This window comes from Enterobacter sp. CRENT-193 (genome assembly GCF_002787395.1).
Classification (GTDB): Bacteria; Pseudomonadota; Gammaproteobacteria; order Enterobacterales; family Enterobacteriaceae; genus Enterobacter; species Enterobacter hormaechei_C.
In genome coordinates this window covers 3,059,318-3,079,388 of record NZ_CP024812.1, presented here as the reverse complement: position 1 = coordinate 3,079,388, position 20,071 = coordinate 3,059,318, and the positions used below count along the sequence as shown (strand labels likewise).

The window sequence follows — 20,071 nt, the reverse complement described above, 5'->3', positions numbered from 1 at the left end:
AACGGAATCGAATACTACAAATTGCTTTGGTTTATCCGTGACTTGGGTATTACCTCCCTGTCCACTTAATCCTTTTCCTTCTTTTTTACTCCAAATCCCCGTTGGCTGATATTCTGGGTGCTGCGCAAAAAAAATCAGAACTCCATCCATATGCTGACGGAGTGCCATGTACTTCCATTCCTGGAGCACCACAATGCTGGTATTGACCAGAAGTAAAATGTGTCGTCTCAATGCGAAACATTCTTTCAACTATTACAGACATGTCTTTACCATATTTATCATATATCTTACGTAAAGCATCTTTCCCGTCTTGTACAGTAAAAAGTCCCGCATGTTGTTTTTTTATGTTAATAATCGCCCCCAAAAACATTATTGGGTGCATATGCCAAAGTTCGGGTCCCAGTTTCTCAGTCGTGACATCCTGCATCCATACCATCTTATCGAGAAAATCTTTGCTGTACTTCTTCCATTCCGGCGCTTCTTTCTTCAGCGCATTCAGGAACGGTTGCCAGATAGCATCGCCTTTTTTGAAGTACCAGTCGCTGGGATGTTTTACGATAGTTTTCTGAATGACCTCACGATAGTCAGGATTATGTAGAGCTCTCCAGTATTCCATTGGAGAATAACGATCGCTTCCACGGTCTATTTTATCAAGAAGGTGCTGATAATTATGCTTTACCAGGGCGTGACTGGTTCGCGTATCACCGGTCGCGGCCTCGTAAAGTGAGTTGATAAGGCTGCGGAAGAATCCAACAGGCTGATTCTTTCCATCAAGGTAATCAAAGCTGGTCGATTCTGCGGTTTCAGTTCTGAAACCAAGCTTTGCCAGATCATACTGTGACAGAAGCTGCGGTTCTGCCTGGCCTTTGGGTACGTAGGCATTCTCTGGTCGCAACTGCCAGTATTCCTGTCTGGTCGATTTATCGACTTTTGCCTGCACCTGTTTCAGTGGCAGGATCCCTGTTCTGGTCGTCACTCTGGTATCCTTTGTGAATGTACCGGTTGCAACATCCTTTTTGTACAGCGCCAGGCCAGGAGTGTATTTCAGCCAGAGCGGATTCTTTTCTCCCGCCTGTTCGGGATTGGTCAGAAACTTTTCCAGATTGTCATCCATGCTCGTGCATTCAATATGTACCTGGTATCGGGCCTCATATCCCCCGTCCTTAGGTGCCTGATAATATCCCATATGACCAACAGGATCACCGGCAGTGATGGAGAACGGAGACGGACACACAACCTGGTCAAATTTCATGGCCTCTTTGGCTGGAGGCATAAGCTTGCGCCACCATGACGGACCAGCGCCGGGAGCGGGTTTAATATTATTATTATCCACTACCACCCAGTAACGTTTACCGAGGATCAATGAGGTACTGACCTTTTGCTTATCATCTGTATTACCATCGGCATCAGGTAAACTTTTCAACGTCACAAGACCATACCGGCGCTGGTTATACCCCGCCGCGTTAAGACTGGTATCAGAGGAGTTCCATTCAACGCCTGCCCCCACAGGCATATACCCTGCAATCTGAGGCTGAAGTTGTTCAGAAGTCAGTTTTGCCGTGAGCCAGTCCATTTCAGAAAACGCTTTAAGTGTATCCTGAGTAATCCACTGATTTTCCGATTCCGACTCATAAGCAGAATACGGAGCCAGGTGCATATACAGGGTATAGAAATGAAGCCCGCTGGATTCCGTTTCACCCGGCTGAATGTAGTGTTTTACCAGGACGAATGAACCGGAGAAACTCAGCGGTCCGGATTCCCATGCAATCGTCTGATAATCCTTGCAGATACGATAAGCAACCACTTCCCCGTCAGCCATGCATCGAATCGCCTGCACACCTTTAAAGGGAACCGGGAAATCCATCGCTTCAAGAGGAGATTTACCACTGAGTGCGCACCACGGGGTCGTGGCTTCGGTGATATGGATCCCGCCATGCCACATTCCACTGCGGCCTATCGCATATTGTCCGGTAGACTCCCCCGCTAAATGGGAAAGAATATCTTCCTGGTTAATAAATTCCTTCCCCCAGTTGTTAGAGGGAATTGGCCAGACAATTTTGGGTAACACAGACACGATTCACACTCCCTGTCAGTCACTAAACGATTTACAGACGACCTGATTGACATTCATGATCTCAGCCAGGTCGAAAACCGACAATAAATCTTCCGCTGTTAACGAATCAGGTTCATCTTTAGCTGGACTTGGGTTCTCGTCCTCTTCACAAGCTATGTCTGCATCAATATGTGTATTCAAACTCTAAGGCATAAGCTGACTCCATTTTATAATTTAGGGCTAACGTCAGCCCGGTACGTGCTGGCTGTGATTCTCGCGCCATCTCAGTCGTTTCCCTGTCGGTTGCAGTACCAGCGTGAGCTGGTTGAAAAGGTGAATATCGGCATAGAGCGCGAAGAACCGGTGCAGCATCTCGCCAAAGAGATTCACATCGCCTTCGCCTGCAAAATTATCCATATTCAGCGTGACCTCTATGTCCACGCCCCGGAGCATAAAGCCCTTCTCAAAACGGCGGATCAGGGTGTGCTTCACGGCGACTATCGCTTCAAGCCGACGGCGGTTCATTTCATCGTCGGTCCAGTCATACAGGGCCAGCGTTCCCCGCAGGACCTCCGGATTGTCCATCATGCTGAGGAAGTTTGAGCCCAGATGACTCATCACCCGCCAGTGAAAGCGGTCGTTTGCCGGGGGATACAGCGGCATCGTCGGTGCTGTGAGGTTGAGGACCCTGACGGGCACCTTGCCGGATTTGACCACCCTGTCCAGCAAGGTACTTTCCAGTGCCTTACGCGGAAGCTGACCGTTGGTCCCGGTTATTCGCATCGAGAGTGACTCCGGTTTTTCGGACAACTGCTCCAGTTCAAACGAGCGGCCACCGAGAATTAACCAGGTGTCATACAGGCCAGAGGGACCGCGTTTCACGCGGGTGTGGTAATAACGTTCAGGGGCATCGTGGCGCATCATACCGCCCCGGTGTCGGAAGCTGGTGAACGGTACATAAGGATGCTTGCCATTCTTCACCGCGCCGTGAATATTATCGACGCTGTAAATCTCGGTGTGACCATCCTGAAGACGCAATGGCCTGAGCAGGTATTCGTTCTCCAGCGGGTTTAGCGTCAGCGGGTCGGCTTCCAGAGTAAAGAGGTTGATAACCGGCACACAGTGCAGCCGGAAGTTTTCCGTCTCAAAAGGCAGATCGGATGACCAGGCTTCACTGAGTACAATGTCGATTTCAAACCAGGTGCTGGCCGCAGTGAGCCCGATGGTGTCGAGGCCGCGCAGCTCAACAAACATAAACTTTGGACGGAAGCTGAAATACTCCAGCAGCAGCTGGTAACCACTGAAGGCTGTGTCGGCTTTCTTCCACAGGCCGTCATTGTCATCAAAGCCCATGGGTTTGCACCAGCCATCAAACTGATGACGTTCGGTATGCGTCCCGGCATGGCGGGCATACATGGCGTGTACACGACGGGTCATTGCCAGATGCAGCGCAGAACTCACCGGACTCTCTGCGTTAAGGAATATGGCGACCTTGTCGATCCCGGCTTTACTCCAGTCCACTTTTTCAGGGCATTCGAAGCGCAGACGGATAGCAGAGCGGCCATCGGTTTCAGTATGCAGGCGGGCATCTGCAAGGTGCAGCGGTTGTAGCGGAACATCGCGGGTCGTCCGATACTGACAGGCGGTTTTATGCGGCCCGACAGGACGTGACAAAACGGAAAAGCCTTCAGCCAGCATTTCGGCCTGACGCAGACCACGCCAGTCAGGCGAAAACTCAACGATGGCCAGAGACGGGATAGTCCGCATATAGTGCGGCCACAGCAGACTCACCAGTCCTTCAGTCAGTTCCGGCAGATCATCATCCAGCTTTTCTCGCAGACGGCCCATCAGGAAGGCAAAGCCTTCAAACAGGCGTTCCACATACGGGTCCCGGGCTCCGGGCTTATCGAGATTGAGCATTGCCGCCCGGTCCGGATGTGCCCGGGCAAATTCTTTTCCTGCCTCGCGCAGATAGCGCATTTCGGCTTCAAAATAGCGCAGGGTTAAATCATCCATGCTCGGTATTCCTGATAGTTAACAGACAAGATTCAGCCACACAGCACCATGGCACGGGCAGGATCGATGGTAATCAGCCCCGCCAGCAGGGCATCCATCTCGGGCATCAGCCGGATTTTATCGGACTCGCTGCGACCGGCTTTCATGCGCAACAGTTTCAGACGGCGGGCCTGAACTTCGAACATCAGGCCCGGCTCCCAGTCCCCCATCGTCAACTGCGCCGCACCGGATGTCAGTTCAGCCAGCAGATGAAGCGCCATGTCGTTACGCCCGTATTGTTCCGCAACACGAGCCATCAGCAGACGTATCAGCCAGCGATTTCGCGGAGAGTCCAGTCCGGGGCGGGTCTGGAGCCAGGTCAGAGCCGCTTCGGGCCCCTCACTGTCACCCTTCTCCATCGCCTCGGCCTCAAGTGACAGCACCTCATCCCCGTTTACCGCCGCGGACACGACCGGCTCGCTACCGAATGACAGCCCTTCCTCATTCACCTTTTCCGCAATCCATCCAGTTGTCACCTCATCGGCAAACGGGGTACCGTCATTCCAGGCCAGGCTTTCAAGCCCGGGCAGACGCCTGAGGAGGAACCGAAGATCCAGCAGGACTGACTCCGCCAGGTTCTCCCAAGGCTGTCCCGCATGGCTGAGTCCCTGCCAGAGGTACCACTGGAGATCGAGCCAGAAATGATTCACCCCTTCGCAGTACATCTGGCTGGCCTGCTCCACCAGCTCAGCCCAGCTTTTTTGCAGGTACAGACGCTTTAGCTGCGCCCGGTACTCTGGTTTAGGCGGAATCAGCCGGGTACGACCACTGCTGTCCAGCGGTGGAATTTGATCGACGGTATCCCAGCGAACGGTTTTCATCAGCCGGTGAGAGGCCAGCCACCCCTGGGGTTGTTCTCCGAGCCAGCGGGAGAGTATCTTTGCCTGATCCAGCAAATCGCGCCCCGACTTTATGTCCGTCAGCAGTGGCGACGGAGAAAAGACAGCGTCATGCCCGCTATCCTGAGTGCTGCTGTTCTGGGGGATTAGCACTGTCACCCCGCCAGAACGCGCCAGACGGTTTTCCAGCGCGCTACAGAGGCCAGCGAACGCGGGTTTTTCATTTTCAGGCCAGTCTGAGACCGCCTTACTCAGCAGGCTGACCGCTCCGGCCGTCAGGCTGGCATCTTCCCGATCCACTTCCGGCCAGCGCGAGAGCGTATCAAGTACTTTTGTACTGTTGAGCCACTCCAGCGCGGCTTTCCGGGCATTCGGGCGCAGCGGATGGCAGTGTCTGCCGTAGCGGCACAACATCGCGACCAGCAGCAGTATCCCTTCCGCCAGGCCTTTCTCGCCGTCACGGCTCAGCCGGGCCTGGGTATACCAGGTGACGACACGGATATCTTTGGCGCTTTCACACAGTATTTTTTCCGCCAGGGTGCAGAGCAGATCCGGATCGGTGCCCGAGAGTTTGTTGATTTCTTCGCGCATCAGCTGGAAATCGTCGTCACTGGCCGGATCGTCACCCGTTTCCGCCCCGGGGCGGACCGGTTTTAACCAGTTCTCCCAGAGGGACAGGGTGCCGGAGGCGCTTTCAGTAAGGCGCAGCTGCGCCTCGTGGTTTGTGGTGCATGCCGATAACAGGGCTTCCGGTGAACTCATGTTTTTCCTTGTCTTATCTTTATTCGACGTCTTCAACGCTGGCCGCAACCGTAAAGATGGTTTCAGGCAGCGTAAATCCCTGGAGCTTCAGCAGGGCAAGCGGACCGTCACCCAGCTCACTGCGCATAACAAACTTCAGCGGATTACCGTCCGGGGTGATCCAGACCAGCTGCGTGCGGCTTGCATCAAGAGGTGTAATTAATGCCTTATCCAGCAGCCGGATGAATCCCCAGTTCCCCTGATGGCTGGTGTAGAGCTGCATCCCGCTGTTCACGCTGCGCCAGCGAAGGCTGACACCCGGATAATATGTGTTTCCCGGCCAGGTAAAGCTCTGCCAGCTTTCCATCTGGTTAAAGAAGTCCAGGTTCTGCTCATCAAGCGTCAGCTGCATACGGGCCACATCACGGGAAGGACGCGCCATTAATTCAAAGTGAACGCCCGCATCGCCCTGGGCAAAAACGATATCCGACAGTTCCGCCAGCTGATTAATCGCCCGGAGAAAATCCGGACTGACAACCATCCCCTGACTTGCGGAAGGATCAACGACCCAGCGATTCCCTTCCTGGTGGAGGATCCCGCCGAGATTCGTTTTCAGGAAGGTCGTGATTCGACCCGAGTCGCTACGCAGGAACTGAGACAGTAGCGGCAGGGAAGCATCGCTGCCGGTGGCTTTAAACGGGTACCGTCCCGCAAAGGCCTTATTCCACTGTTCGACAATGGTCGTCTGCCAGCGGGCATTGAGACTTCCCGCCGCCGGGGCAAGTACCTGCCGCCAGGCCAGATCCAGCGGTTGCACAAATAACGACTGGCCAAATCCGTTCCACTCCTGCCCCAGGCTTGCCGCAACCAGACTGCCATAATCGCGGGTATCGGTCAGATCGATGGCTTTGCCCTGGAACACGGTCTGGGCCAGCATCTGCGACATAGCCTGTGGATCCGGGGCGCTGGTGACCTGCTGAAGTTTCAGCCGCACCTGGGTTACGCGGGCCAGCCAGGACTGGAAACTGAGGTTACCGTTGGCACCAGTGCCCTCTTTACCTTCCATCAGCCCCATCAGCGGTCCAAACACGCCATCGAGCGGACCTTTAGGGCCCTGTGCCTGTTCAATAAACTGTCTGGCATTTTTTTTCTGACCGATCAGTTTTTTCGCTGAGTCCACTATCGAATCAGCCAGTGCCTCACCCTTTTGCCCTGTTTTTCCCTGCCAGGCCAGCGTGTTCATCAGTGCCACCAGCGGTGACTGGCGGACATCGCCGATCAGATTGAGCTGGGCAATCGCTTCGGAAAGTGATGTGGCTTCCTGCCACTGAATGCTGTTGACCATGTTCAGCCAGGCGTTACCAAAATCGGTAAAATAGCGTTCGGTCAGACGGGCTTTCAGCGCCTCCGGGGAGATATCGCTCCCTGTCTGGTGCGTCTTATCCGTCAGTACCCAGTCAATTTCATCACGGCGGGTTTTGACGACCTCGTTAATCGCATCCTGAACCTGCTCTTCCCAGGCCTGGCGTGTAAACATTCCCGGGACGACTTCGTCAGTGCTGAATACCGTTGAGGCATCGGTGTCGCCGGTCATATCGGCAAGCGTTAAATCAGGCCAGTTGCTGGCCACGCGCTTCAGCATGTCCTGATATAACCCGGACTCAGCGTTCCGCTGGCCAATCTGCTTGAGCAGGATCTGACGGACCGTGCTGATTAATTCAGCGTCAGGCTTAAATTTCCATTCCGGATGAGCCGGGAGGTTCTGCGCATAAAAGCCCAGCAGTTTCGGTGCCAGGTCCTGCCATGTGCCATCCGGCACATTCTGACGCTTCGGCCAGGTGACCAGTACGTTTTTTGCCAGCCAGTCTGCGTCTGCTTTGTCAGGACGGGCCAGCATCAGATAACTTTTGAGTACGTCGTAGGTATGCTGTGTGCCCTGCGTTCGGGCATCACTGGCAGGAGGAAGTTGCACAAACGCATTCAGCTGCTGCCTGAGACTATCTGCTGTGGCATCCCTCATCAACTGTACGTTATTTTTCGCATACAGGGGCCAGAGTGCGGCCAGCGTATCGCTGTCCTGATTAAGACCAAAACGGGTGTACCATGGAGCACCGGTCGCCTCACGATGTTGCAGACGGGCAATCGCTTGCTGGAGGACGAGCTGGTTGTGCAGGCGTTCAGCAAGTGGTTTTGCGGTATCCGCTGCCTGCCTCGCTGTTTCCTGTGCCTCATAAATCTGGGTACGGTTAACGATCAGGGACAGCAATGTACCGGTCCCCCACAGGACAATCAGGGAAAGCAGAATTAACCTCAGCAACTTCAGCCAGTCGAAGCCCAGCTTCCTGCCGCTGACGGCATCACAGTCATCAATGACGGCTTTCCATGTCGGTGTGTCGAGGCGCGTGTTCGGTACCGTTCCGGCAACGGCCAGTTCTGGGCTGAACATGACACCGCGGAAACGCAAGGCCGCAGATCCCTGCATCAACCCACTGAGCAAAACAGTCAGACTGGCTTTCAGTTCGTGTTGCAGACGGGAAGATAACTGGAGCAGGCCGTTATGAGCCGGATTATTCAGTAACTGTGCCATACCGACTTTTTGCAGGCGCTGAGACAGCGTAGTCAATGCCTTATCCGCCTCTTTTACAGTGCCTTCCGGTCCGAATATCACCCCTGTCGCAGCCGTGTCCGCGTCCTGATGAGCACCTTTGGCTTTATCAGCCAGCCACAGCCAGACAGGCGCCTGCCAGCCCAGCTGATGATCGGCTTTCTGACGGCAACGCAAGAAAGCATCCCGTTCGCTATCCGTCGGGAGGGCTGAAGTACTCATCACCTGAATAATGCCATCAACCGGCTGGCCAGATCGCAGACGCTTCAGTTTTGAAAGGAAGATCTCATCCGGGAGTGACTGCGCATCACCGCCATAAATCAGTACGTTGCCGTCACCTTCCTGCCAGAGGTCATAGCACAGACCCGGGGCTGCTTTATGGACGTCGTCCGGGTTGCCCATCACCAGCAGGAGTCGCACCTTACGCTGCCATCGGCGTCCATAGCGAAAGCGCAGGTGTTCGGACACGGCGTCTTCGCTGAAGACCGGTTCGTCGTCATCTTCTTCACTGAGAATGGTGTTCGTCACCGGAGTGATACTCTCAGCCTTTTTCTGGCCCCACTGGAAATACAACCCGGATTTACCGGCGAAGTCGAAAGCCTTCTCTGTCAGCCAGCCGAGTAAAAACATCGCGGCAACCATAATGGCGCAGAAAGTGAGTATGCGCTGGCCGTCATACGGTCCAAATCCGGTTGCCGAGGCCACGTTTTCCGGAAAGGCATAAAACAGAAATGCCACGATGGCTGTCAGAAAAAAAGCGACAGTCACAACGGAGCCGATGAGTGTTTTAACTTTTACCTTAGACATTCTTAGGCGATTCCTTGCGAACTTCTTCTTTGGTGATGACGGCGACCCAGATGTCGTCCTTGTCAGCGGCGGGTTGTGCGGCGATAACCTGCGCCCCTCGTTGTTCAACGTCAGCATTAGCAAGCGTGATGGCCAGCCATGGAGCAGCATGGCCGGTAAATCCCAGCACGGGATCGATACTGGAATTGTCTTCTGAAAGACTAAATTCCACTTCACTCTCTTCGCAGGCATTATTCCAGCCGCTGCCCGACGTCAATGTGGGACCGGAGATCCAGCTTCCTTTGAGTTCATTGGGCAGGGTCTTCGACCAGAGCAGCGCCCGGGTAAGTGTCTTTGTAAGCGTTGTTTCTGTTCCCCTTTCGGGGCGATGAAGGCGAAGCGCATCCGGCCAGGCATGGGCTTTGCGGTTGCTCAATACCACCATTGAGACAGCATCAGCATCTTCTTCCCGGGGAGACGCCGGTAACGACAGCGTGATGGCAACCAAAATGCCCCGGGTGTCCCATCGCTTGTCCAGCCAGGCATCAAACGCCCCCAGCCCTTTTCCGGCCATCAGGCGAAAAATCCTGCCCGTCTTGAGTGAGAGATCGGCTTTAAGCTGCTCTTCAAACAGGGGATACAGATCGTTATCACAATCCAGCACCAGCCAGCATGGCAGCTCGGGCGGAAGCGGCTTAACTATCCCCTCTACACGTGTGGTCAGTTTATTAACCGCTGCATTCAGGGCCTTCGTTAAATCAGTCTGATATTCTGGTAATGCCGCGTATCTGACCGGTTTGTCACATCCTCTTGGGCGAGAGAATTCGATAACAGGAGCTGCGACTTTCATTGCCTTCAGCAGGTCATCGGCTTTGTTTCCGGCCGGAGCCTGGATGTGCGTACCGAGGATCCAGGCGCAGCGCTGACCGCGCAGAATTTCACTGTCAATAAGCGCTTCTCGCTCGACATTACGGGACTCGGCCCCCACCTGTTCGGCTTTGTAGGCAAACCGGCGTAAGCCGAAAATAAGCCCCCAGGTGCAAAACGGGAGGCCCAGCGCGGTGAACCAGAAGACAAATCCGGTTCGCTCTGACGTCCAGCACCATAGCGTGAGCGCTATGCCCCCCAGCATGACAAACGCGAGGAATAGCAGCCAACGACCGGTGCAGGGACGCGCTACCTTAGGAGCCTTTTCAGGGATGGCATCCAGCCAGACGGGCATAATCAGGCAACCTTTGCAGCGGCAAAGGAACTGATCAATGTGCAACCACAGGCGCATTTATGACCGTGAAATGCAACCGGGATACCATGATCAAGATAATCAGGATTGCCTTCTACGATAGTTGTAGGGCCATGTCCCGGAACCGGGCAGGACACTTTGTCGCCTTTGCGGGCAACGCCGATACCACCGAATTTCATCGTATCGGAAGCCGTAAGTATCGAGCCGCCGTGGGTGGTTTTATCGCCTTTACGGATAATCTGGAGCATTGAAAAGATCCTATATCAGTTCTAACTAATTTGTATGTTTCAAAGCATTATTAACAGCATGAGTATTAAATTTAATAATAACTCCCTAATGCCTTAATCAAAATTCAAGGGTGTGATGAAAGTGCAATTTCTTTAAATGAAGCGCCAAAACTTTAGCACATCTATAAATGAGGGTGTTATTTGACGATGTTCTTGGTTATTTACCATAAATCTCAATTTCTTTTGAAAGATTACAACCGTTATCATCCTCTTTAATTATGGTATATTCCTTCCCGTCGAAGTTGTATTTTATCGATCTGCACTCTGGTACTGAAAAAAACCCGTTCGCATCACGTAATGGCGCGTTAACGGCGCGTCCTGCAATGGTTAATGATGTGCGATCTTTGGAGGCAATTACTTTGAATTTGAGGCCGTCTGATGTTCCATTATCAACAGCTTCAGCATAGCTATTACCACCTTCTGGAGACGTTGGTAATGTCGAAACAACTTCACCTGTAGTTTTATCAATGACCCAACCACACACCCAATTATCACGAAGGCATTCTTTACCCTGACCGCCAAAGGCGGTATAGATTCTAAAGTGCCCTGCAAAATTAACAGGCTTTTTTAATTCCTCTTCGACTGCATTTTTCCACTGTGACGAGTAATTTTCCTGCTCTTTATTAAAGTGAATATTCCTTTCAAATGGACCGTTGCTTACGGGAACCAGGTAGTCAGAAAACTGAGGATTAGAACTGTCTTGTGAGTACGCTCCAAACGACAAAAGCATACATGACACAAAGAGCAAAAATTTGTTTGATTTTTTATTGCATCCCATTTTGCGCTCATTTCCTTGTTGATATTTTCGCTGGTTCATTTTAGATTTACTGATTACAAAATTTTGTTGATGAATCTTTGTTAGCCACCAGTATCTATTTCACACTCACCCTCAAAAACATTATGGAATGAGTTGTTATTGAATAAGTAAGCGCTGTTTGAGCATTTTTTATCACCTAGCGATATGTTTCCGATTTTACTTTCGGGGATGTTTTCACCACTAATCCAAATTAAATTGCTGTTGGGATAAAATTCCGCAGAAAATAAGGCAGGAGAAGGAGTGCCATTATCAATAGTGGAGTAATACTTAGTATTGCCATTAAATGCTGGCAGCTCAGAAACTACAGCTCCAGTTATTTTATCAACTACCCATCCGCAAACCCAGCCATTAACACCGCAATCTTTAGGTAATTCACCATTCTCGCTTATGTATAGGCGATAGTGCCCTGCAAAATTAGCTTTCTCGGTGAGCTGTTTCTGCATTATGTTTTTCCAAGTTTCAGACTTTTTTAGCTGCTCATATGTTAAGTGTATCTTTGTCTTAAATGGGCCATGGCTTAACAACACATTATGCTCTTTAAATGCTGGAGCATCTCCTTCATTAGCCAGTGTACAAAAACATACGACAGAAATAAAAAGAAAGGGAAGTTTAGGAACCTTCATTTTTTGACTCCTCAAGTACTTTAACCATATCGTCAGGCTTTATGTGCGCTTTATTTATTCCATCATCAGAGTAGTAAGAAACACCTTCTGTTTTGGCATATCTTCTTTTGTGGATTTTGTTTCCTTTCTTGTCCCTTACGAAGGACCCATCTGGGTTTGTTTCAAATTCAGTTTTGGAAGGGCTTATCTCTTTTCCTTTTCTTACCCCAGCAGAGGCAAATTCTTTTGCCCAATCATAAATAGCATCTTCAACATTCCCATTCCCTTCAAGGAAATTTATGATTGCTGGGCGCTTTATCTTTATAAGGTATTCGTTAAATATTTTGTCTTGTGTTTCTTCATTGTAAGTAGAATTGACATCAAGGTTAAGTTTACTCACAGCATCCTTCAGTGTTTTTGGTACCACTTGGAATCGTCCTGTGGCAAATAGACCATTAGAAGTATTATCCTCTTGAGAAGTCATAACTTCTTTTATTGTCATTCCTGTTAATTTGGTTTTGTAATGCGGTGTATATGTAACATGTACATTATAGGCACTATAATCGTTTTTAGATTCCACCTTACCAAGGAAATAACCAAACTTGCTATGTGCCCAACCTACTTTCACTGATTTGCGAAGTGCACCTAAGAACATAAGAGGGTGCATATGCCATAAAGAAGGCCCTAGTTTTTCTGTTGTGACATCCTGCATCCATGCCATTTTATCGATAAAATCTTCACTGTATTTCTTCCATTCTGGGGCATCTTTTTTCAGCGCATTGAGAAACAGTTGCCACATAGCATCGCCCTTTTTGAAATACCAGTCGCTTGGATGTTTTACGATTGTTTTCTGAATAACGTCACGATAGTCGGGGTTATGAAGTGCTCTCCAGTACTCCATTGGAGAATATCGGTCACTTCCGCTGTCAATTTTATCCAGCAGGCGCTGATAATTATGCTTCACGAGAGCATGACTGGTTCGCGGATCATTGGTCGCGGCCTGGTAAAGCGAATCGATGAGGTTACGGAAGAATCCAGTGGGCTGGTTTTTTCCATCCAGGTAATCAAAGCTGGCTGGTTCTGCGGTTTCAGTTCTGAAGCCCAGCTTTGCCAGATCATACTGCGACAAAAGTTGAGGTTCCGCCTGGCCTTTGGGGACGTAAGCATTTTCTGGTCGCAGCTGCCAGTATTCCTGTTTGGTCGACTTATCGACTTCCGTTTGCACCTGACTCAGTGGAAGGATCCCCGCCCTGGTTGTTGCCCTTGTATCTACTGTGAATGTTCCTGTTGCAACATCTTTTTTGTACAACGTAAGGCCCGGAGCGTACTTCAGCCAGAGTGGATTCTTTTCTCCAGCTTGCTCAGGGTTGGTCAGGAACGTTTCCAGGTTATCATCCATACTCGTGCATTCGATATGAACCTGGTATCGCGCTTCATATCCGCCATCCTTAGGTGCCTGATAATATCCCATATGACCAACAGGGTCACCTGCACTGATAGCAAAGGGAGTCGGGCATACTACCTCGTCAAATTTCATCGCTTCTTTTGCTGGCGGCATGAGTTTCTGCCACCAGGAAGGCTGTACCACCCCATCAGTGCCGGGAGACAGGTTATTTTTGTCCACAAGCATCCAGTATTGTTGCCCTGGTTTCAGGGATGTTTTCTTGCACTTTTTCAACGCCTGTTCTGAGAGGCTAATAAAGGTAACAAGGCCATACTCTCGCTTATTAAATGCAACGGTATGGAGGCTGCTGTCTGTTTTATCCCACTCAACAATAGATCCTTTTGGGATCGTGCCCTTGCGATAGCTTTCACTGGTACTTTTATTGTTGGTACTGGCGGTCATGACCCATTCTGGATCGTAGGCAGTAAGCGTATCCTGGACTGTCCACTTTGTTTCCGCCGGATTGACACTATAGGCTGAATAGGGGGCAAGGTGCATATACAGGGTATAGAAATGCAGCCCGCTGGATTCTTTCTCCCCCGGTTGAATAAAGTGTTTAACCAGAACAAACGAACCGGAAAAGCTCAGTGGGCCGGATTCCCATGCAAGCGTCAGATAATCCTTGCAGACACGATAAGCAACCACTTCGCCGTCAGCCATGCATCGCACAGCCTGCTCACCTTTAAAGGGGACCGGAAAATCCAGTGCTTCAAGAGGAGACTTGCCGCTAAGAGCACACCACGGAGTCGTGGCTTCCGTGATATGGATCCCGCCATGCCACATACCACTTCGGCCAATCATATACTGCCCGGTGGATTCACCCCCGATATGAGAGAGGATCTCTTCCTGATTTTTGAACTCACTTCCCCGGTTATTGGAAGGGATCGGCCAGACAATTTTGGGTAAAACAGACACGATTCACACTCCCTGTCAGTCGTTAAATGACTTGCTGCTGATTTTGATTTCCTGAGTGATATCCGTCAGGCTGAAATTGGGTGTTTCGTTGGGGAGATTTGCGCCTGAACCTGGTACCAGATAGTCCGACGTCTTCATAATGAACTCACCTGATGAACCATGCTCAATGCCGTTCTTATTCAGCCTCAGGTAAGATCCGCCACCGTTCAGCGTAAGCGTTTCCGGGGTGCTGATAATAATTTCGTCTTCACTACTGGTCACCGTCAGCTGCTTTTCAGAAAACAGTGCCATCGTGTTGTGCTGAGCCTGAATCTCGATATCTCCCTGGTTTGCAACCAGCTTCGCCCCGTCTTTATGCACAAACATACCCAGGGCTTTTTCGACCGTTACTGAAAGATTTTTCATCGCACCGATATCAAGATGCTGACCGGTATTGATCATGGTGTTGCGGGTGCTGCTGAGCTGAAGGTGTTCACCTGAGGTCAGTGCCACCCCCTGTGGAGCGCTACCCAGCAGGACCGCAGACTGGAGGTCTTTGATTTTGTCGGTTACGAGACTAATCTGGGTATTGATGTCAGAGGCCAGGGCTCCGGCGGCTTCAGCGGCGCTGTTCAGCGCCTGCATCTGGCTGTTGGCCTGGTTAATCTGACTTATCGCAGGGGCCATTTCCAGCACCGGCCCCTGGGCTTTGGCCTGGGCATCCGCCGTCAGGAACAGGCCTTTTGCCGCACGTACAGCGCCATGCTCATCCGTTCGAAGTTCAAAACCGGCACCGCGCTTTTCACGCTGACTGTTGACCAGGTGTCCCATGTTCAGCTGCGTTTTGCCATATTCCGTTGCGAGCTTGATATGCTCTTCCTGGCGCTTATCCTCCATCCGCAACTTATTGTTCGCCGGCGTGCGCCACACGTTCCGCGTATGATTATCACTGGTGACATGGTCCGGGTGTTCTGAATCATGCAGGGCATAAGCGATGTAGGGACGATCCGGGTCTCCGCCGTCAAAAACAACGGCCACTTCCGTTCCGTCGATAAGCGGTGAGTGGAATCCGTACGTATCACCGGCATAAGGCTTAGCCAGCCGCAGCCACAGATAGGCATAGCCCTGCTCAGCACTGTTGCGGTCAAAGTCCAGTTTTACCCGGTATCGCCCGTCCGGATCGAGCCAGGAATAGGTGTCACCTTTCTGTGTGCTTTCCACCCGGGCAGGCAGCGAGCCGGATATCAACGGTCGATTGAGCAATGCCGGACGATAACAGACAGTTTCACTGTAGGGGATACCCTCAAACGTCAGCGTAAAGCTACTTTTGCGTGAACCACGGGTGCGCACGGTGGTGATGACAATACCTGCCTTGACGGAATCGGGTAACGTGCCGTCCGTTTCCAGTACCTGACCCGGCGCCAGATGGGGGCTGGAGGAATGCCCGCTGACGCGATACTGCGCGTTCAGAATGCGTTCGTGACGCAGACGGGCGAAGTATGCCCCGGTCTCTGTACTTTCAGTATCACCTGCTGACAGGAAGGGTTCCGCGTAATGGTACGTTTCCCCGGTGGTGATCCCTTCCTTGCTGAAAATGCTTTCGGCACTGTCCTGAGGTTGTAGCGCTTCACGGTAGTTGTAGTCCCGGGTGGCCACACTTCCGCTCACCACATTGTATGCGGTCTGAATATCCCAGATACTCTCCTGCCCGCTGTCACTCATCCCGGCCTGGTTGCGCAATGGCAGCGTGATGCCAAATTCATACTGCTGCTGACTGTCCTGAAAAATCACCACGTCCTGTTCAAGTCGGCTGTCCATTTCATAACGCCAGTAAATGCCAACTTCCGCCAGCAGGCGCTGAATAAATTCAAGGTCAGTTTCCCGCCACTGGGTGATGAGCTCCCGGGCCGGGTACTCCCTTGAGAGCCGGAACGCAAAGTCAGGACCTTCCAGGCCGTGTTTACGCAGTACCTGTTCAACCACTTCCGTGACCGACTGGTTGAGGAAAATCTGGCTGCCCTTTGTAAAACCCAAAAGCGCGATACGGGGAACGATCTTCAGTGCGTAACGGGTCTCGTCATTTGACGTGGAAATCCGGCGAAATGAATCCACCACCCCATAAACCGTCCGGACCGGCAGCGCCGGTGCCCCGTCAAACATCGGGGTCTGGAAGGTAAATGACGCCGGTTTCAGCAGTAACGTGTCGCAGGCAATATCCGCAGAAGAACAGGTGACTGTCACATCATACCGCCATGGCTGGCTAAGTGACTCAACCGCATTGTAACGCAGAACATCCAGGAAATCGCCGCATCCATGCACATCAACCCGGTAACGTGACTGGCCCAACAGCAGTTGCAACGCATCGGTTGCCCTGTTGATCAGGGAACTGTTCATGACACCTCTCCTTCCGTTTGTTCATCAAACTCCAGCACGATCCCTTCTTCCTCATCCCAGCCGAGCGTCAGGGTATGTGGTTTCTGTTTCGCGGCCATGTGGGTCAGCAGCTGCTGGCTCAGTACCGGCAGAATCTGCTGGTTCAGCAGGCTGTCAACATTGCGCGCCCCGGTGTCCGGCAGCAGGCAGGCATCGGTCAGTGCGTCGTACAGGCTTTCGCTGATATGGGTAGTCATACCGTAGTGACGGTTGAGGCGTCTGCTCACCTGATTCAGCTTCATCTCCACAATGGTGCGCATCGCTGCCTTTGCCAGCGGACGGTAAATCACCGTCTGGAAGCGCGCCAGCAACGCGGGCTGGAAGTGGTCCCGCAGGACAGGGCGCAGCAGTTCGTGCAGGTCGCCTTCGGTGGCGTCCGGATTTTCATCCAGCATCTGCATGATGAGGTCGCTGCCGAGGTTGGAGGTCATCAGAATCACCGTATTACGGAAGTCAATTTCCCGCCCCTCGCCGTCGCGCATGAAGCCCCGGTCAAACACCTGGTAGAACAGGTTCATCACGTCCCGGTGCGCCTTTTCCACTTCATCCAGCAGCACCACGCTGTACGGGCGCTTACGGACGGCTTCGGTCAGAATGCCGCCCTGGCCGTAACCCACGTAGCCCGGCGGTGAGCCCTTAAGCTGCGAGACGGTGTGTGGCTCCTGGTATTCCGAAAGGTTGATGGTGATAAGGGACTTCTCGCCGCCGAACAGTTCATCGGCCAGCGCCAGGGCGGTTTCGGTCTTGCCGGTGCCGCTCGGCCCCACAAGCAGGAACACGCCCTGCGGGCCGTTCTCCGGCGCCAGACCGGTTTTGCTGGCGCGCAGGCGCTGCGCAATGGCATTCAGTGCACTGTCCTGGCCGACCACCCGTACGCCGAGGTTTTGCTCCAGATTCAGCAGTTCGGTCTGTTCGTCCTTCATTAATGCGGAGAGCGGTACGCCGGTCCAGTCGGCGATAACGGTGGCAACCGTACGCGCGTCCACATCCAGCCCCAGCAGCGGGGTATTCTGCTGCACGGCAGTAAGCTGCATCTGAAGGTCCGCAATCTCTCCCTGGCGGGAGATATCCGTGCGGCAGGCAAGCAGTTCCTGCGTCAGCGCCAGCTCCTGGCCGTACCGGGTTTCCCGTTCGTCGAGCTGCAAAATGATGGCGACTTCTTCCTCTCCGATGGCAGCCAGACGCTCGCCGTGGGCGGTATTGCCCACCGCGATATCCTCCAGCAGCGCCTGCTTTTCCATAGCCAGTGCCGTGAGCTGCGCCTTCATGCGTGTCAGCGGCTCCGGAATAGTGTCGAGGCTCATACGGACACGGGCAGAGGCGGTATCCAGCAAATCCACCGCCTTGTCCGGAAGCTGGCGTCCGGTCAGATAGCGTCTGGACAACGTGACGGCGGCTTTAACCGCTTCATCGGTAATATGCACGCCATGGTGCTCCGCGTAGCGTGACTTGAGTCCGCGCAGCATCAGGCAGGCGGTGTCGTCGTCCGGTTCATCAACTTTAACCATCTGGAAACGACGCTCCAGCGCGGCGTCGCGCTCAAAGTACTGTTTGTACTCACTCCAGGTGGTGGCGGCGATGGTTCTGAGCTCACCGCGGGCGAGCGCCGGTTTCAGCAGGTTGGCCGCATCGGCGCCGCCCGCCTGGTTGCCCGCGCCGATAATGGTGTGCGCCTCGTCAATGAAGAGCAGAACCGGCAGGGGTGACTGCTGCACCGCGTCGATGATGTTTTTCAGGCGCTGCTCGAATTCCCCCTTCACACCCGCCCCGGCCTGTAACAGGCCGAGGTCAAGGGTGCGCACCGAGACCGGCGTCAGCGCGTCCGGCACATTGCCCTCATGAATGCGCAGCGCCAGTCCTTCCACGAGCGCGGTCTTGCCGACTCCCGGTTCGCCGACCAGAATCGGGTTGTTCTTGCGCCGCCGGGAAAGAATGTCCACCATCTGGCGGATTTCATTGTCGCGGCCACAGACCGGGTCGATTCTGCCCTCACGGGCGCGGGCGGTGACGTCGAGGGTGAACCTGTCCAGCGCATTCTGCAACGCCGGGTTCAGCTCTCCTTTTATATCCGCATTCACCGGATGGCCGACAAACTCCACCTCATCCCCCTGCGTAAGCTCCGCTTCCTGCTGCACCTCCGGGCGCTCATCCGACTGCGCATCCAGAAGTCCACGCAGGCTCTCAAGCTGGCTCTGCGCCAGCGTCAGCAGCGGCCACAGGCCGTCGCAGCGCAGCAGTTTCGGTTTTTCCACCAGAGCCATCAGGAGGTGAATGCTGCGGATGTGCTCTTCCCCCGACAGCGAGGCGTGCAGCCAGGCGTCCTGCATCAGTGACTGCACGCCCTCCGAAAGCTGCGGACGGCTGCGCACTGACCGTGGCAGGCTGTCCAGAAAACCCAGCATATCCTGCCATATCGTATCCATATCCCATTCGTAGCGCCGCGCCAGCACCGTCAGGTCGCCCTCACCCTGCTCCAGCAGTTTCAGCAGCCAGTGCTCAGGCAGTATTTCCGCATGGGCGCGGGTCTGGCACAGGGAAGCGGCCCCTTCCATCGCGCGGGCACAGTAAGGGTTAAGACGGCGTAACAGGATGGCTGGATTTTCCATGAGACTCTCTCTTTATCAGTTCCGGGCACGCTACCGCCCGTCGCTGTTCCCTGTTATTCAGGAACCCAAAGCGCATCAGGTCGGGCAGGCAGTTTGTGTTTTTCTTTGCTGAGCACCCGTCAGTGCAGGCGCTCAGCAAAAAAAGCAGACGGCTGACCGTCTGCTCGGGGCTCTTACGCAGTGGCGCGTTCGTTCCAGGAATCGGAATGAATAATGTTGCCGTCCTTGTAGGTCCAGGTGATTTTTTCGTAGCGCAGTTCAATCTGCTCGAGGTGGTTGTGCTTCTCGAAAGCAGGATCCTTGATGTCATGCATCTTCGGATTCACTTTCACCAGCTTCACGTTCTCAAGCTTCGTGTTGAAGTACTCCACTTCCTGGCCTGCGTCATTGATTCTGTACCATTTGAACTCGGCCGATTTCAGGGTCTGGCCGGTCGTCACCGCCTTGTACAGGTACGGGCTGGAGGAGTCGATTTCCTTGGTGAACAGGAAAGGCGTGTGGATACGGGTGCCGGTCAGCTTGCCGGTATTGTTATCGGTCGGGATGTACAGGTTGTGCTCCTGGGCCACCACTTCGATACTGCCTTCACGGTCTTTCACGTCCACGGACCCTTTGATGTCCGCGCCGCCGTCGTCCTTCAGCCACAGATAGACTGGAATTGCCATGTTA

General features: G+C 53.1%; 12 protein-coding genes. All 12 read right to left on the bottom strand.

Annotation, left to right across the window (positions count from 1 at the left end; genetic code table 11):
- Positions 1-85: 85 nt before the first annotated feature.
- On the bottom strand, positions 86-2,074 hold the full coding sequence (locus tag CU081_RS15340) for a hypothetical protein (RefSeq protein WP_224743064.1): 1,989 nt from the start codon (positions 2,072-2,074) through the stop codon (positions 86-88).
- 225 nt (positions 2,075-2,299) lie between these two features.
- Positions 2,300-4,069, bottom strand: coding sequence for a type VI secretion system baseplate subunit TssF (gene tssF, locus CU081_RS15335; protein ID WP_022651321.1), 1,770 nt, complete (start codon positions 4,067-4,069; stop codon positions 2,300-2,302).
- 32 nt (positions 4,070-4,101) lie between these two features.
- Entirely contained in the window at positions 4,102-5,709 is a 1,608-nt protein-coding gene (tssA, locus tag CU081_RS15330; protein ID WP_022651322.1) for a type VI secretion system protein TssA, read from the bottom strand.
- 19 nt (positions 5,710-5,728) lie between these two features.
- Positions 5,729-9,100: an ImcF-related family protein gene (locus tag CU081_RS15325; protein WP_039268917.1), complete on the bottom strand. Its 3,372-nt coding sequence runs from the start codon at positions 9,098-9,100 to the stop codon at positions 5,729-5,731.
- Positions 9,093-10,301 (bottom strand): hypothetical protein, encoded by a 1,209-nt coding sequence (locus tag CU081_RS15320; RefSeq protein WP_022651324.1) that lies wholly within the window; start codon positions 10,299-10,301, stop codon positions 9,093-9,095. The genes CU081_RS15325 and CU081_RS15320 overlap by 8 nt, the downstream gene beginning before the upstream one ends.
- A 2-nt stretch (positions 10,302-10,303) precedes the next feature.
- Positions 10,304-10,567 (bottom strand): PAAR domain-containing protein, encoded by a 264-nt coding sequence (locus CU081_RS15315; protein ID WP_022651325.1) that lies wholly within the window; start codon positions 10,565-10,567, stop codon positions 10,304-10,306.
- Positions 10,568-10,763: 196 nt separating this feature from the next.
- Positions 10,764-11,423, bottom strand: coding sequence for a hypothetical protein (locus CU081_RS15310; RefSeq protein ID WP_224743065.1), 660 nt, complete (start codon positions 11,421-11,423; stop codon positions 10,764-10,766).
- Between the two features lie 41 nt (positions 11,424-11,464).
- Positions 11,465-12,046 carry a hypothetical protein gene (locus CU081_RS15305; RefSeq protein ID WP_022651327.1) on the bottom strand — a complete coding sequence of 194 codons (582 nt, stop codon included), beginning with the start codon at positions 12,044-12,046 and terminating at the stop codon, positions 11,465-11,467.
- Positions 12,033-14,384 (bottom strand): hypothetical protein, encoded by a 2,352-nt coding sequence (locus CU081_RS15300; RefSeq protein ID WP_022651328.1) that lies wholly within the window; start codon positions 14,382-14,384, stop codon positions 12,033-12,035. The genes CU081_RS15305 and CU081_RS15300 overlap by 14 nt, the downstream gene beginning before the upstream one ends.
- Positions 14,385-14,399: 15 nt before the next feature.
- Positions 14,400-16,757 (bottom strand): type VI secretion system Vgr family protein, encoded by a 2,358-nt coding sequence (locus tag CU081_RS15295; protein ID WP_022651329.1) that lies wholly within the window; start codon positions 16,755-16,757, stop codon positions 14,400-14,402.
- On the bottom strand, positions 16,754-19,402 hold the full coding sequence (gene tssH / locus CU081_RS15290; RefSeq protein ID WP_022651330.1) for a type VI secretion system ATPase TssH: 2,649 nt from the start codon (positions 19,400-19,402) through the stop codon (positions 16,754-16,756). The genes CU081_RS15295 and tssH overlap by 4 nt, the downstream gene beginning before the upstream one ends.
- Before the next feature lie 173 nt (positions 19,403-19,575).
- On the bottom strand, positions 19,576-20,067 hold the full coding sequence (gene hcp / locus CU081_RS15285) for a type VI secretion system effector Hcp (protein ID WP_022651331.1): 492 nt from the start codon (positions 20,065-20,067) through the stop codon (positions 19,576-19,578).
- Between the last annotated feature and the right edge of the window lie 4 nt (positions 20,068-20,071).

Bases quoted from the DNA above. Each gene is read 5' to 3' on its own strand.
- tssF (WP_022651321.1), bottom strand. From the start codon at position 4,069: ATGGATGATTTAACCCTGCGCTATTTTGAAGCCGAAATGCGCTATCTG.
- CU081_RS15310 (WP_224743065.1), bottom strand. From the start codon at position 11,423: ATGAACCAGCGAAAATATCAACAAGGAAATGAGCGCAAAATGGGATGC.
- CU081_RS15305 (WP_022651327.1), bottom strand. From the start codon at position 12,046: ATGAAGGTTCCTAAACTTCCCTTTCTTTTTATTTCTGTCGTATGTTTT.
- CU081_RS15315 (WP_022651325.1), bottom strand. From the start codon at position 10,567: ATGCTCCAGATTATCCGTAAAGGCGATAAAACCACCCACGGCGGCTCG.
- hcp (WP_022651331.1), bottom strand. From the start codon at position 20,067: ATGGCAATTCCAGTCTATCTGTGGCTGAAGGACGACGGCGGCGCGGAC.
- CU081_RS15320 (WP_022651324.1), bottom strand. From the start codon at position 10,301: ATGCCCGTCTGGCTGGATGCCATCCCTGAAAAGGCTCCTAAGGTAGCG.
- CU081_RS15325 (WP_039268917.1), bottom strand. From the start codon at position 9,100: ATGTCTAAGGTAAAAGTTAAAACACTCATCGGCTCCGTTGTGACTGTC.
- CU081_RS15295 (WP_022651329.1), bottom strand. From the start codon at position 16,757: ATGAACAGTTCCCTGATCAACAGGGCAACCGATGCGTTGCAACTGCTG.
- tssH (WP_022651330.1), bottom strand. From the start codon at position 19,402: ATGGAAAATCCAGCCATCCTGTTACGCCGTCTTAACCCTTACTGTGCC.
- tssA (WP_022651322.1), bottom strand. From the start codon at position 5,709: ATGAGTTCACCGGAAGCCCTGTTATCGGCATGCACCACAAACCACGAG.